Below are 14376 nucleotides of genomic sequence, written 5' to 3' on the forward strand. Positions count from 1 at the left end.
TTCGCGCTTTGGGGCGTCCGGCGCCCTAGAATCGCGCTTTCGACAGGAAGCTGCGCCCTCCATGACCGAAGATGCCGGCACGCCCGCACCGCAGTTCTCCGAGAACTGGTTCGAGTACAACATCCCGCACTGGGAGCGCTGGCTCGGCGATTTCCGCGGCCGGCCGGGCCTGCGCGCGCTGGAGATCGGCAGCTTCGAAGGCCGGTCGACGCTGTGGCTGTGCGAACACATCCTCACCGCCGAGGACAGCCGGATCGATTGCCTGGACCTGTTCGCGGCCGACCCGGTCTATGGTGATTACCACGCCCGCTTCCGCGCCAACACGGCAGCGCACGCGGACAGGATCCGCGAGTTCCCCGGCTACAGCTTCGACGGCCTGCGCCGGGTCGAGGGCGAATACGACATCGTCTACATCGACGGCTGGCACTCCGCCTTCGGCGCGCTGGCCGATGGCGTGATGAGCTGGCCGCTGCTCAAGGTCGGCGGCGTGATGATCTTCGACGATTACCTGTGGGTGCCGCCGAAGTACAAGCTGAAGAAGCCCAATCGCCTCGTCCGCCTCTGGGCAAAGCTGCGCGGCAGCCACTGGCGTCACGAAGCGCTGCTGAAGCAGATCGAGTCGGTCGCGACGGAAACCCCGAAGCTCGGCGTCGACGGCCTGCTCGCCACGCTGGCCGGCCAGTACGAGCTGCTCGGCACCAGCAACCAGCTGGCGATACGCAAGACACGCGGCTTCGACCAGGGACAGGTCGGTCACGACACCTGATGGTCTGCGTGCAGCGTGGCGCCAGCCACCTGTAGAGCAGAGCGCAGCTCCGCTGCTTCCTTTCCGTCGCCCGTGGCCTCGCAGCCACAGGCTCTGGACGGATCCGGGCTTGCGGATGCGCAGCAGCGGATCTTCGATCCGCTCTACATTGCACCCGTCAAGCCGCCGCTCACCCCATCGCCATGCGCACGTTGCGGAACATCCGCAGCCACGGCGAGGCTTCCGGCCAGTCGGACGGGGCCCAGCTCATGTTGACCGTGCGCGGCGTGCGCTCCGGATGCGGCATGAGGATCGTGGCGCGACCGTCGCGGCTGGTGACGCCGGCGATGGCGTGCTCCGAACCGTTCGGGTTGGCGGGATAGCTGCTCGCCGGACCGCCGTCGCTGGCGACGTAGCGCAGCGCCATCGTCACGCTGTTGCGATCGAGGTCGTCGTCGAAGGTCGCGCGGCCTTCGCCGTGGGCGATCGCCACCGGGATGCGCGAACCGGCCATGCCCTGGAAGAACAGCGACGGCGAGGCGGCGACTTCGAGCATCCCGAAGCGGGCTTCGAACTGCTCGCTGCGGTTGCGCAGGAAGCGCGGCCAGTGTTCGGCACCGGGAATGATCCCCTTGAGCTGCGACAGCATCTGGCAGCCGTTGCACACGCCGAGCGAGAAGGTGTCCGGGCGTGCGAAGAACGCCGCGAAGGCATCGCGCAGCGCGGCGCGTTCGAGGATCGAGGTGGCCCAGCCGCGACCGGCGCCGAGCACGTCGCCGTAGCTGAAGCCGCCGCAGGCGGCGAAGCCGCTGAAGCCGTCCAGCGCGACGCGGCCGGCGATCAGATCGCTCATGTGCACGTCGACCGCCGCGAAGCCGGCACGATCGAACGCGGCGGCCATCTCGATCTGGCCGTTGACGCCCTGCTCGCGCAGGATCGCGACGCGCGGACGCTTGCCGGTCGCGATGTACGGCGCGGCGATATCCTCGGCGGCGTCGAAGCTGAGCTTCGGCTGCAGGCCCGGCGCATCGAAGCGGCGCACGGCGGCGCGCTCCTCGTCGGCGGACTCGGGGTTGTCGCGCAGGCGCTGCATGGCGTGGCTGACCGACCACCACGCATCGAACAATGCTTCCCAACGCCACTCGGCGACGACTTCGCCATCCTGGTGCACGCGCACCGCGCCGGCAGTGGTCGGCCGTGCGATGCGCTGCGCGCATTCGATCAGGCCGTGCTGGGCGACGAGGTCGGCGAATTCGGCGCGATCCTCGATCGCGATCTGCACGATCGCGCCCAGTTCCTCGCAGAAGAGCGTGCGCAGGGCATCGTCGCCCCAGTCATCGAGGGTGATGTCGAGGCCGAGGTGCGAGCAGAAAGCCATTTCGGCCAGCGCCGCGAACGCGCCGCCATCGGAACGGTCGTGATAGGCGCGCACCAGGTTGCGCTCGCGCGCGTCGCGCATGAGTTCGTACAGGCCGCGCAGGCGCTCGGGATCGTCGAGGTCCGGCACGGAATCGTCGCCGTGGCGACCGCCGAAGCCGTCGTAGACCTGCGACAGGATCGAACCGCCGAGGCGCTGCTTGCCGGCGCCCAGGCCGATCAGCCACAGCTCGGTGTCGGCATCGCGCGACAGCAGCGGCGTGAGCTGCGTGCGCGCGTCCTCGACCGGCGCGAACGCGCTGACGATCAGCGACACCGGCGACACCGACTTGTGCGCCTCGCCATCCTGCTGCCACTGCGCCTGCATCGACAGCGAATCCTTGCCCACCGGGATGCTGAGGTCGAGCGACGGGCACAGCGCCATGCCGACCGCCTTGACCGCGTCGAACAGGCGCGCGTCCTCGCCGGGATGCCCGGCGGCGGCCATCCAGTTCGCGGACAGCTTGACCTGCGCCAGCGACGGCACCGGCGCGGCGATCAGGTTGGTGATCGCTTCGCCCACGGCCATGCGCGCGGCGGCGGCGGCATCGATCAGCGCCAGCGGCGTGCGTTCGCCGACCGCCATCGCCTCACCGGCATTGGTGTCGAATCCGGCGAGCGTGATCGCGCAGTCGGCGACCGGCATCTGCCACGGACCGACCAGCTGGTCGCGCGCGGTCAGGCCGCCGACGGAGCGGTCGCCGATGGTGATGAGGAAGTTCTTCGCCGCGACCGTCGGATGCGCGAGCACGCGCAGGCCGGCCTCGTGCAGGTCGATGGCGCGGCCATCGAGAGCGCGCCAGTCCATCGGCGCAGGGCGACGAGTGTCTCGGTGCATCTTCGGCGGCTTGCCGAACAGCACGTCCATCGGCAGATCAATGGCCATGCCCCCAGCGACGCCCGCTGCGCGCGCGTCGCCTTCCGGCGGATGCGGCCGCGCGTCCACGGTCGCGCCGTAGCCGACCACCAGGCGTTCTTCCGCCGTCGCCACGCCGACCGCCGCGAACGGGCAGCGCTCGCGCGCGCACAGTTCGGCGAATTCGGCCAGGCGATCCTGCGGCACGCCGAGCACGTAGCGCTCCTGCGATTCGTTGCACCACAGCTGCATCGGCGACAGCGACGGATCGTCGGTCGGCACCTTGCCCAGGTCGATCACGCCACCGACGCCGCTGTCGTGCAGCAGTTCGGGAATCGCGTTCGACAGGCCACCCGCGCCGACATCGTGGAACCACAGGATCGGATTGCGCTCGCCGAGCGCGACGCAGCGGTCGATCACTTCCTGGCAGCGACGCTCCATTTCCGGGTTGTCGCGCTGGACGCTGGCGAAATCGAGGTCTTCGGCGCTCTCGCCCGAGGCCACCGAGCTGGCGGCGCCGCCGCCGAGGCCGATCAGCATCGCCGGGCCGCCGAGCACGATCACCGCGTCGCCGGCCGACAGCGTCTTCTTCGCCACCATCGGGCGATCGATCGCGCCGAGGCCGCCGGCGAGCATGATCGGCTTGTCGTAGGCGCGGACCAGGCCGTCGCCATCGCGCAGCTCGAAGCTGCGGAAGTAGCCGGTGAGGTTCGGGCGGCCGAATTCGTTGTTGAAGGCTGCCGCGCCGATCGGGCCGTCGAGCATGATCTCCAGCGCCGGCGCCATGCGCGGATTGAGCGCGCGCTCGGCTTCCCACGGCTGCGGCAGCGTCGGGATGCGCAGGTGCGAGACGCTGAAGCCGCAGAGCCCGGCCTTGGGCTTGCCGCCGCGACCGGTCGCGCCTTCGTCGCGGATCTCGCCGCCGTTGCCGGTGGACGCGCCGGGGAAAGGCGAGATCGCGGTGGGATGGTTGTGGGTCTCGACCTTGATGCAGAACGCGCTGGGCGTCTCGGCTTCGGCGCGGTACTCGGCCGTCACCGGGTCGGGACGGAAGCGCTTCGCCGGATAGCCCTCGACCACCGCCGCGTTGTCGCTGTACGCCGACAGCGTGTGGTCGGGCGTCTGCTGGTGGGTGTGCTTGATCATCCTGAACAACGACAGCGGTTGCTCGCGCCCGTCGATCGTCCAGCTGGCATTGAAGATCTTGTGCCGGCAGTGCTCGGAGTTGGCCTGCGCGAACATCATCAGCTCGACGTCGTGCGGATCGCGGCCCAGCTCGGTGTAGCGGGCGCGCAGGTAGTCGATCTCGTCGTCGGCCAGGGCCAAGCCCAGGCGCGCGTTGGCGGCTTCGAGCTGCGCCAGCGGGATGACTTCCAGATCGCCGCGCGCCGGCACCGCGAACAGCGCCGAGGCGTCGTTCGCGTCGGCCAGCAGCGACTGGGTCATCGGGTCGTGCAGCACCTTGGCGACCGGGGCCTGCGCGACGGGGTCGGACGGCCACCCGGCGACATCGATCCGGGTCCCGCGCTCGACGCGGCGGACCGGCTGCCCGGCGCCGCGCAGCAGCTCGCCGGCCTTGCTCGCCCAGGGCGAGATCGTGCCCAGGCGCGGCGCGACGAAGCGCGAGACGGCGCCATCGGCGAGGGGCTCGCGATGGCCGTGCGCTTCGAGGATGCGCTGCAGGGTGTCGGCGTCGGGCGTGTGGCCCGGTTCGGGCTCGACCCAGTAGGTGAACCAGGCACCGACGATGCGGAGACCGGGAACGAGGGCCTGGAGACGGGTTTCGAGACGGTCGCGGCGGAACGGCGATAGGGCCGGCAGGCCCTCGAGGACGATCATGTCCGGTGTGGTGTTGTGCGCGGGCCGCAGATTGTACCGGATGCGGTCACCCCGGGACGGCCGGGATGCACCCGGCCTGGCCTTGCGCTTCGACGCCCTCCCCGGAAGGCGGGGAGGACAGAGGTCGGGGCGACACGCCAATCGCCCGGAGCAAGAACGCACTCATCCCGGCCTTCCCCCGCCTTGCGGGGGAAGGAGGCGGGACTCAGGGAGCGCCGGCAGCGGCACCGCCGGCCGTGGCCTGGGCGCCCTTGCCCTGGGCGGCCAGCTTGTCCAGCGATTCCAGCATCTTGTCCGGCGGCAGGTAGCCCGGGAGCATCAAGCCGTCTTCGTTGATGATCATCGGCGTACCAGTCAGGCCCATGCGGCGGCCGGACTCGTACTGGTCGGCGACCGGGTTCTTGCAGGCCATCGGCGGCACCGGGCGACCGGCCTTGGCGTCGGTGAGCGCCTGGCGGCGGTCGCTGGCGCACCACACGGACTGCATCGCGAGACCGTCCGGACTCCGCAGGCCGGAGCGCGGGAATGCGAGGTATTCGATGGCGATGCCGCGCTTGTTGTACTCGGCGATGTCCTCGTGCAGCTTGCGGCAGAAGCCGCATTCGATGTCGGTGAAGATCGCGACGCGGTGCCTGGCGGGGCCGACCGGAGCGAAGACGATGCGGTCGGAGGCCGGGATCTTGGCCAGTTCCGCGCGGCGGACCACGCTCAGGCCGAGCTCGCTGAGGTTTTCCTTCTTCGCGATGTCGAACAGATAGCCATCGATCATGTAGCGGCCATCGTTGCTGACGTAGACCGTCTGGCCTTCGGTGATCACTTCCATGAAGCCCGGGATCGGCGCCGGGGCGATGCGATCGAGTTCGGCCTTCGGCGCGATGCTGGCGAGCGCCGCACGGATCCGCTTCTCGACGTCGCCCTCGGGCTTCGTAGCGGCAGCGGATGCGCCGGCCTTGTCGGCACCGGCCGGGGCGGTCTGGGCGCAGGCGGACAGGCTGAGGGCGCACAGCAGCGCGAAGACCGGATATTTCATGCGAGCGGGTTCCATCGTCTGAAAAGAGTGTCTGGACATGAGGGGACCGTCCTGGTCCGGGAAAGTTCATCGATTGTCGCACGGCCCCCGGGGGCCGGGACGTCGGCGGGCGTGACGGGAATTGCCGGATGCGCAGGCCTGCGGCGGCGTCCGGCAAGCCGTTCCGGGAGGCTCGCCGCTGGCCGACTCAGCCCCGGGGATGGTGCTGCGCATGCAGGCGCTTGAGCTGTTCGCGGGCGACCAGGGTGTAGATCTGGGTGGTCGACAGGCTGGCATGGCCCAGCAGCATCTGCAGCGCGCGCAGGTCCGCACCGTGGTTCAGCAGGTGGGTGGCGAAGCTGTGGCGCAGGCCGTGCGGACTGATCCGCGCCGGATCGATACCCGCCGCCGCCGCGTGCCGCTTCACCAGCGACCAGAACGCCTGGCGGCTGGGCGGTTCCGCGCCGGCGTCGAGGAACAGCGCGGCCGGGGCCCGGCGCCCGGCCAGCACCGGCCGCGACTCCGCCAGGTAGCGCTGCAGCCAGTGCTGCGCCTCCTCGCCCAGCGGCACAAGCCGATCCTTGCCGCCCTTGCCGGTCACCCGCAGCACGCCCTGGCGCAGGTTCACCGCCGTCGCCGGCAGGCCGACCAGCTCGCTCACGCGCAGGCCGGCGGCATACATCAGCTCCAGCATCGCGCGGTCGCGCAGGCCGAGGGGCGTGGACTCGTCCGGCGCCGCCAGCAGGGCCTCGATCTCGCGCTCGCCCAGCGCCTTGGGCAGCGAGCGCGGCAGCTTCGGCGGATCGAGCAGCGCCGTGGGGTCGTCCGCACGCTGTCCGCGCCGCAGGCGCAGGGCGAAGAACGCGCGCAGCGTCGACAGCAGCCGGGCATTGCTGCGCGGCGAGTAGCCCTGCCGCGTGCGCCAGGCGAAATAATCGAACAGCGCCGCGCGATCCGCGGCGGCCAGGCCGCCGCCCGCCCCGTCGCGCCAGCGCGCGAACCCCTCCAGATCACGGCGATAGCTGGCCTGCGTCTGCTTCGCCAGCCCCGCCTCGGCCCAGATCGCCTCGATGAAATCGCCGATCGCGGCGGCATCGGCGTCGCGCAGCGGAGGCAGGGCCTGCGCGCGCATGCGGCGCTCGGCGGGCGTGGTCGCGGTCGAAGACGTGCTCATCCCGACAGCGTACCGCGAGCGCCACGGCCGCCGGTTATCCTGTCCCGATGACCGACCCCGCCCCGACACCCGCTTCGCCATCGCAGGCAGCGAAGCCCTACCTCCTGCTGCGCCTGCTCGCCCTGTTCTACGACCTGTGGCCGGTGGTCGCGGTGTGGATGCTGATCTCGGCGCTGTTCAATGCCGGCTACTACTTCGCCGGCCACAGCGAACGCGAGATCCTCGAAACCGCCAGCCCTCTCGGCGTGCTGCTCTGGCTGTGCTGCCTGCTCGCCACCGGCGCCTACGCCGTCGCCAGCTGGGCGCGCGGCGGGCAGACGCTGGGCATGCGCCCCTGGCGCCTGCGCGTCGTCGGCGTCGACGGCGCCGCACCGACCCGCACGCAGCTGATCCGTCGCTTCCTCGTCGGCATTCCCTCGCTGCTGCTCGGCGGTCTCGGCTTCTGGTGGGCCTGGATCGACCGCGACCGCCTCACCTGGCACGACCGCGCCAGCGGGACGCGGATCGTGCGGGTGGAAAAGCGCTGATGCGCATGGCCTCGCCGTGGAGATGATCCTGTTCGTCGGCGCGCAGGGCGTCGGCAAATCCACCTTGTTTCACACGCGCTTCCGCGACACCCATGTCCGCATCAACCTCGACATGCTGCGGACGCGACACCGGGAAGCAGGCCTCGTCGACGCCTGCCTGGCCTTCAAGCAGCGCTTCGTCGTCGACAACACCAACCCGACCGTCGCCGATCGCTCGCGCTACCTTGCGAAAGCGCGAGCCGCCGGCTTCGCATGCCATGCCTACGTGTTCGAGGCGCCCTACGACGACCTCATCGCACGCAATGCTGCCCGCGAGGGCGCATCGCGCGTGCCCGACGCCGCGATCCGCACCACCCTGCATCGCCTCGAGCACCCGACGCATGCCGAAGGCTTCGACCGCCTGTTCAAGGTGATCGTGCATGCCGATGGCCACTTCGACGTGACGGAAACGCCGCCATGAATTTCGACGACCTCGACCGCAAGTTGCGGATCCACGAAACCCTGCACGACCAGCATGTGCTGCCGGGCATCCGCATCGTCATCCGCCTGGACGGGCGGAACTTCACCCGACTGACCAAGATCGAATGGGGCCTCGAAGCGCCGTTCGACATCCGTTTCCGTGATGCCATGCTGGCGACGACCCGGCACCTGATGGACTGCGGCTTCGGGGTGTCGTACGGCTACGTGCAGAGCGACGAGATCTCGCTGCTGCTGCGCGCGGACGACGGCACCTTCGATCGCAAGGTGCGCAAGCTCCTGTCCGTGCTGGCGGGCGAAGCCAGCGCCTGCTTCAGCCTCGCGATGCAGCGCCACGCCGGATTCGATGCGCGCATCAGCCAATTGCCATCGGACGCGCTGGTAGTCGACTACTTCCGCTGGCGGCACGAGGATGCGCATCGCAATGCGCTCAATGCCCACTGCTACTGGCTGCTGCGCGGCCAGGGCGAAAGCGCGCGCAGCGCGACCGCACGACTGTCGGGCCTGAGCATCGCCGAGAAGAACGAACTGCTGTTCCGCCACGACATCAATTTCAACGACCTGCCCGCCTGGCAGAAGCGTGGCATGGGCGTGCATTGGGAAACGTACGAAAAGGCCGGCCGCAACCCGCGTACCGGCGAGGCCACGACCACGCAGCGCCGTCGCCTGCGCACCCACGAGGTCCTGCCGCTGGGCGAGTCCTATGCCGACTTCGTCCGCGCGCGCCTGGCGGAGTGATCGATCACACCCGGCAGCCGCGCCTGCGCATGCTTTCGATGATCGAAGCAGTGCTCTCCGGCGACCGGCGCAGGGCGGCGCGGAGATCGCCGCACATCCGCTTCCGCGTCGCAGCCTGCATCCAGCCACCGAACGAGCGGTCCTGGATCGCCTCCTCCAGCGCAGCCGGTTTGGGGTCGAAACTCGTGTCGCGGCGCGCGAGCGGATCGCGGCGGAAAGCAGAGGGATCGATGTCCGATGCACTGGATCGCCCCGCTCCCGGCATGGGTCGCCATGCGTCATCCGCCACCACCGGCGCCTGCGACGAAGGAGCAGACGCTGCAGCAGCATCCAATGGCGAAGGCATGGACGACACGATCGCGGCTCCAGATCGCTCGCGCTGCGGTCGCGCCGATCGTCGCCGAGCCGCATGCGCTTCCGGCGGAATGCGCATCGCATCGGCGGTCGCAGCTTCGGGGCGTTCGATCCAGACCACTTCGAGCGCGTCATCAGCGCGATCAGCGCGCGCCATCCGCGACTCGGGAATCCGACCCAGTCCGTACAGCAACAGCGCCTGGATCGCGCAGGTCGCCGCGAGTGCGGGATACGACGGCCCCTCGCGCAGAGCGCCTGCTTCCGGGGTGCGATTCACGCAACGGAAGGCAGCCGGTGCCTGTGCCCATTGCATCCATGTGGCCTGACTCACGCCGGTCTCTCCGCCTCCCTCGAGCGCATGATCGCGAGGCAGACCGGACACGTTTGCGGCGAGTTCCGCAGGACGCACGCCAGGGGTGGCCTGCGGTCAACGAGCGTTCACGCGCTGCGCGCGGAGCGCACGAGGGGCAACGCGACGATCAACCGGATCGCCGCTTGAACAGCCACAGCGAGAAACCGACCATCGCCAGCGCCGGGATCAGGTAGGCGATGCGGTAGTCGAACTTGAACACGCCGGCGAGGCGCACGAACTGGGTCTGCACCAGCCAGAAACCCAGCGAGAAGACGATGCCCATGAACAGCCGTTTGCCGAGGCCGCCGCTGCGCAGCGAGCCGAAGGCGAACGGGATCGCCAGCAGGCAGAGCACCAGCACGTTCACCGGATAGAACCAGCGTCCCCAGTAGTGCTCCTGGAATTCGCTGGGATCGAGATCGTTGCGGATGCGGTACTCGATGCCGTCCTTCAGCGCGGCGGCGGTCATGTAGCGCGGACGCCAGATGTTGCGCGTGTTCGCGGCCAGCGCGGCGGCGTCGAGCTTCGAGGCCCAGCGCTCTTCCTTCGCAGTCGTGCGCACGGCCGATTTCGCATCGAAGCGCGTGCGCACCACGTCGCGCAGGATCCATTCGCCAGCATGGTGTTCGGCGACGCCGACGCGGGTGATCGAGGCCAGGCGACCATCGCCGGCGAGTTCGAACAGGCGCACGTCGTTGAGCTGCAGCCACTGGCGGCCGTTCTCGTTGCGTTCCAGGCCGGTCTGCGCATTGAGGAAGACGTCGCCCTCGCGCGCCCACAGGCCGGAATACTGGGCGATGATCACATCCTTGGATTTGGCCGATGCCTTGAGCGTATCGGCGCGGCGCTGCGCCCATGGCGCCACGGTTTCTGCATTGACCACCATCAGCGCGGTGAGCACGGTCAGCGACAGGATCACCGACAGGCTGATGCGCCGGCGCGACAGGCCCAGCGCGCGCAGCACGGTCAGCTCCGAACTGGCCGAGAGCTGGCCCAGGCCGATCACCGCGCCGATCACCGCGGCATACGGGAACAGCATGTAGGCGCGGCGCGGCAGGCTCAGCACGACGTTGGTGAGCGCGGCCGTCATGTCGTAGTTGCCGGTGCCGACGTCGCTGATTTCGGTCATCAGGCCGCCGATCAGCGAATCCAGCCCGACCAGCACGCCCCAGGCGAGCAGCACCGAGCGCAGCACGACGCCGCCGATGTAGAGATCGTGCAGCTTCGGGAACGGCTTCATGCGCGCGCCTCGCGGCGGGTCGCGCGCGGCCGGCGGATCGCGCCGTCATGCGCGTACATCCAGACCGCCAGAGCGAGCAGCGGCAGCAGCAGCCACCACAGGCCGAGCTGGGCCGGCAGCTTGCCGGCTTCGATCCATTCGGTGCCGAGCATCATCAGCAGCAGACCGAACAGGTAGATCAGGAAGCCGACCGCGAGGTTGCCGTAGCGCGCCTGGCGCGGCGCGCTGCGCGCCAGCGGCACGGCCATCAGCGCGAAGGCCAGGGTCAGCAGCGGCGGCGCCAGGCGGCCGTGGAGCTGGGCGATCGCCTCCAGGCGAGGATCGCCGAACAGCGACAGGGTCGGCTGCAGCTCGACCGCATCGCTCTTGCGCTTCGGGGCGATGCTGTCGGGCAGGCGCACCTCGTTGCCGGCGTAGCGCATCAGGCGGAAATCGCGGCCGTCGCCCATCGGGCCTTCGACCTCGAAACCCTGTTCGAGCATCAGGTAGCGGTCGCGCTCGTTGTGGACCGAGAGCACGCCGGTCTGCGAGGTGGTGACGTGGAAGCGGTCGTCCTTCTGCCGGTAGACGAAGACCTTCTGCAGCTGGCGGTTGCTGTCGGACATGCCGCCGACGTAGATCACGCCACTGCCGCCGGGCAGCTCGGTGAAGCGGCCGGGCTCCATGCCGGCGATCAGCAGGTTGCGGCTGGCGCTCTCGATCATCCGCGCCGAGGTCCGGTCGGCCCAGGGGCCCAGCCACAGCGAGCACAGCGCCACGGCGGCCACCACCGGCAGGGCCATCCAGGCCAATGGGCGGAGCATCCGGCCCGGTCCGACGCCGATCGACACCAGCACCGGCATCTCGGCATCGCGGTAGAGGCGGCCCACGGCCAGCATCAACCCCAGCATCACCGCCAGCGGCAGGATCATCGGCAGCCACTTCAGGAAGACCAGGCCCAGCTGGGCCAGCAGCATCGCCGCCGGCACCTTGCCCCGGGCCACGTCCTGCAGGACATCGGCGAACGCCCCGCCCACCAGTACGATCAGGACCACCACCAGGACGGCGAAGGTGCTCTGCGCGAATTCGCGGATGAGGTAACGATCGAGCTTGAGCATCAGGCGGGGCGGGGTCCGGGGCCGGGCATCCCACCCGGGCTTTGCTTTAAACTTCAAGGTTCTGCGTGTTCGCGGCGCCTGCCCGGCGCCGGGCCCGGCGCTGACAGTGCCGTCCGGCACCGTCTTCCGGGCCCGCAGGGCGTCGGAGGATTGTACGGAATGCCGTGATCGGAAAGGCGCCGGACCTGAACGCCGTCGCCCGAGCCGGTTCAGGCACCCGTCGCCGACGGCCCGCACCGCCGCCCCGCGCCACGCCCCTCCTCCCGCCCGTACGGAACCCGACCGATGGCCCTCGATTTCGCCCTCCACACCGCCCCGGCCGCCGAGGCCGCCGCCCTCGCCAGCGACTGCATCGTGGTCGGCGCATTCGCCGACAAGACCCTGACCGCCACCGGCCAGGCCCTCGACGCCGCCAGCGGCGGCCGCATCGCCGCCCTCATCGCCCGGGGCGACGTGTCCGGCAAGACCGGCAAGACCGCCCTGCTCCACGACCTGCCCGGCATCGCCGCGCCGCGCGTGCTGGTGGTCGGCCTGGGCGATGCCGCCAAGTTCGGCGTGCCGCAGTACATCAAGGCGGCCAGCGACGCCGCCCGCGCACTGAAGGACGGCGCCGCGACCAACGCCACGTTCACGATCAGCGAAGTCGCCGTGAACGGCCGCGACGCTGCCTGGAACATCCGTCAGGCCGTCATCGCCTTCGGCCATGCGCTGTACCGCTACCACGCCACGCTGGGCGAGAAGAACAAGGACAAGGGCAAGAGCGCGCTGGTCGCGGTGTCGGTCGCCGGCAGCGACGCCACCGCGCTGGCGCAGGGCGCCGCCATTGCCAGTGGCGTCGAGGTCACCCGCGAGCTGGGCAACCTGCCGCCGAACATCTGCAACCCGACCTACCTGGCCGACCAGGCCACCGCCTTCGCTGCGCAGCACGACAAGGCCGCGTGCGAGGTGCTGAACCGCGCGCAGATGGAAGCGCTGGGCATGGGCTCGCTGCTGGCCGTGGCGCGCGGCTCGGCCAATCCGCCGAAGCTCATCGTGCTGAAGTGGAGCAATGGCGGCGACGCCAAACCCTTCGTGCTGGTCGGCAAGGGCATCACCTTCGACACCGGCGGCATCAACCTCAAGACCCAGGGCGGCATCGAGGAGATGAAGTACGACATGTGCGGCGCCGCCACGGTGATCGGCACCTTCGTCGCTGCGGTGAAGATGGGCCTGCCGATCAACCTGGTCACCATCGTCCCGGCCGTCGAGAACATGCCCGACGCCGACAGCTATCGCCCGTCCGACGTGCTGACCAGCATGTCCGGCAAGACGATCGAGGTCGGCAACACCGACGCCGAGGGCCGCCTGATCCTGTGCGACGCGCTGACCTATGCCGAACGCTTCGAGCCGCAGGCCCTGGTCGACGTGGCCACGCTCACCGGCGCCTGCATCATCGCCCTCGGCAAGTACGCCGCCGGCCTGATGAGCAAGCACGACGACCTGGCCGCCGAACTGACCCAGGCCGGCGAACATGTGTTCGACCGCGCCTGGCGCCTGCCGCTGTGGGACGAATACCAGACCCAGCTCAACTCCAACTTCGCCGACGTCTACAACATCGGCGGCCGCAACGCGGGTGCGATCACCGCAGGCTGCTTCCTCGCGCGCTTCGCCGAGGGCCAGCGCTGGGCGCACCTGGACATCGCCGGCGTCGCCAACGACGAAGGCAAGATGGGCATGGCCACCGGCCGGCCGGTCGGCCTGCTGACGCAGTGGCTGCTGGACCGGGCGAACTGAGCGATGGCGTTTGCTGAGCGTCACCTCGACGTAATCGATGCCTCTCTGACAAGGGGAAGCGCAACATTTCGACTGCATGCCCCGGTGCGCATCGAGGCCGACCACTGGATGTGCGCGCTTGACTGCGAGGGCAACATCTCGAAACGCTTCAAAGGACAGCACCAGATCCATGGCATCGATGGCTGGCAAGCGCTCGATCTCGCAAAGGGACTGGCGCTTGCCGCCATAGAGTTCGAGATGTGCCAGGGCGCTCGCTTCCTCTGGCCGGGCACCGATGATGAATTCGATCCCCAGTTGATGATTTCAGGTGCGGAATCCCCGTCATGAGCGCCCGTGCCGATTTCTACCTGATCCAGAAGCCGCGGTTCCGCGAGGAGCCGCTGCGCCTGGTGTGCGAACTCGCGCGCAAGGCCTACGACGCGAATCTGTGGACCCTGGTGCTGGCGCGCGACGCCGCGCAGGCCGAGGCGCTGGACGACCTGCTGTGGTCGTTCGACGAGAACGCCTACATCCCGCACCAGATCGCCGGCACCGACGACGAGGACGAACTGACGCCGGTGCTGATCGCCGCGCCCGACGCCGACGTGCCGCTGCGCGCGCTGGTGATCAACCTGCGCGATGCGCCGGTGGACGGCGGCTTCGAACGCGTGCTGGAAGTGGTGCCCGCCGACGAATCCGCGCGCGGCCCGCTGCGCGAGCGCTGGAAGCAGTACCAGGCGCGCGGGCTGGAACTGAAGAAATACGACATGTAATTGCCCCACCCTCAATTCACTGTCATC

Annotated in this window: 13 protein-coding genes; 7 read left to right on the forward strand and 6 right to left on the reverse strand. The window is 69.5% G+C overall.

The annotated features are described in order from the left end of the window. Positions 1-61: 61 nt before the first annotated feature. The gene (locus tag ACFQ0E_RS00780; protein ID WP_386821800.1) at positions 62-766 is read left to right on the forward strand and encodes a class I SAM-dependent methyltransferase; all 705 of its coding nucleotides are present in this window, start codon (positions 62-64) and stop codon (positions 764-766) included. A gap of 169 nt (positions 767-935) precedes the next feature. Here the strand turns inward: ACFQ0E_RS00780 and purL are convergent, their stop codons facing one another. The 3 genes from purL to xerD form a co-directional block, all read right to left on the reverse strand. After that, entirely contained in the window at positions 936-4856 is a 3921-nt protein-coding gene (gene purL, locus ACFQ0E_RS00785) for a phosphoribosylformylglycinamidine synthase (RefSeq protein ID WP_386821801.1), read from the reverse strand. A gap of 205 nt (positions 4857-5061) precedes the next feature. Beyond that, positions 5062-5886 (reverse strand): disulfide isomerase DsbC N-terminal domain-containing protein, encoded by an 825-nt coding sequence (locus ACFQ0E_RS00790; RefSeq protein WP_386821802.1) that lies wholly within the window; start codon positions 5884-5886, stop codon positions 5062-5064. 187 nt (positions 5887-6073) lie between these two features. After that, positions 6074-7039, reverse strand: coding sequence for a site-specific tyrosine recombinase XerD (xerD, locus tag ACFQ0E_RS00795; RefSeq protein WP_386821803.1), 966 nt, complete (start codon positions 7037-7039; stop codon positions 6074-6076). A 47-nt stretch (positions 7040-7086) separates the two neighbouring features. On the opposite strand from xerD, the gene ACFQ0E_RS00800 reads away from it, so the two are divergent. Genes ACFQ0E_RS00800 through ACFQ0E_RS00810 form a run of 3 tightly spaced genes read left to right on the forward strand, consistent with a single transcriptional unit; the run spans position 7087 to position 8781 of the window. After that, positions 7087-7566 carry an RDD family protein gene (locus tag ACFQ0E_RS00800; protein ID WP_386821804.1) on the forward strand — a complete coding sequence of 160 codons (480 nt, stop codon included), beginning with the start codon at positions 7087-7089 and terminating at the stop codon, positions 7564-7566. A gap of 22 nt (positions 7567-7588) precedes the next feature. Next, positions 7589-8026 carry an AAA family ATPase gene (locus ACFQ0E_RS00805; protein ID WP_386823992.1) on the forward strand — a complete coding sequence of 146 codons (438 nt, stop codon included), beginning with the start codon at positions 7589-7591 and terminating at the stop codon, positions 8024-8026. Beyond that, positions 8023-8781 (forward strand): tRNA(His) guanylyltransferase Thg1 family protein, encoded by a 759-nt coding sequence (locus ACFQ0E_RS00810; protein WP_386821805.1) that lies wholly within the window; start codon positions 8023-8025, stop codon positions 8779-8781. The genes ACFQ0E_RS00805 and ACFQ0E_RS00810 overlap by 4 nt, the downstream gene beginning before the upstream one ends. A gap of 4 nt (positions 8782-8785) precedes the next feature. Here ACFQ0E_RS00810 and ACFQ0E_RS00815 read toward each other — a convergent pair whose 3' ends face one another. The 3 genes from ACFQ0E_RS00815 to lptF all read right to left on the reverse strand — a co-directional run bounded on the left by ACFQ0E_RS00815 (position 8786) and on the right by lptF (position 11824). Beyond that, entirely contained in the window at positions 8786-9466 is a 681-nt protein-coding gene (locus ACFQ0E_RS00815) for a hypothetical protein (protein ID WP_386821806.1), read from the reverse strand. 148 nt (positions 9467-9614) lie between these two features. Then, positions 9615-10727: an LPS export ABC transporter permease LptG gene (gene lptG, locus ACFQ0E_RS00820; RefSeq protein ID WP_386821807.1), complete on the reverse strand. Its 1113-nt coding sequence runs from the start codon at positions 10725-10727 to the stop codon at positions 9615-9617. Beyond that, the gene (gene lptF / locus ACFQ0E_RS00825) at positions 10724-11824 is read right to left on the reverse strand and encodes an LPS export ABC transporter permease LptF (RefSeq protein ID WP_386821808.1); all 1101 of its coding nucleotides are present in this window, start codon (positions 11822-11824) and stop codon (positions 10724-10726) included. The genes lptG and lptF overlap by 4 nt, the downstream gene beginning before the upstream one ends. A gap of 285 nt (positions 11825-12109) precedes the next feature. Between lptF and ACFQ0E_RS00830 the strand changes: the two genes are divergently transcribed. The 3 genes from ACFQ0E_RS00830 to ACFQ0E_RS00840 are packed head-to-tail and all read left to right on the forward strand — an operon-like array spanning position 12110 to position 14349. Further along, positions 12110-13597, forward strand: coding sequence for a leucyl aminopeptidase (locus tag ACFQ0E_RS00830; protein ID WP_386821809.1), 1488 nt, complete (start codon positions 12110-12112; stop codon positions 13595-13597). A 3-nt stretch (positions 13598-13600) separates the two neighbouring features. Further along, positions 13601-13924 carry a hypothetical protein gene (locus ACFQ0E_RS00835; protein ID WP_386821810.1) on the forward strand — a complete coding sequence of 108 codons (324 nt, stop codon included), beginning with the start codon at positions 13601-13603 and terminating at the stop codon, positions 13922-13924. Beyond that, positions 13921-14349, forward strand: coding sequence for a DNA polymerase III subunit chi (locus tag ACFQ0E_RS00840; RefSeq protein WP_386821811.1), 429 nt, complete (start codon positions 13921-13923; stop codon positions 14347-14349). Before ACFQ0E_RS00835 ends, ACFQ0E_RS00840 begins: the two co-directional genes overlap by 4 nt. Positions 14350-14376 lie beyond the last annotated feature (27 nt).

This window comes from Lysobacter brunescens (assembly GCF_042677005.1).
GTDB lineage: Bacteria > Pseudomonadota > Gammaproteobacteria > Xanthomonadales > Xanthomonadaceae > Lysobacter_I > Lysobacter_I brunescens.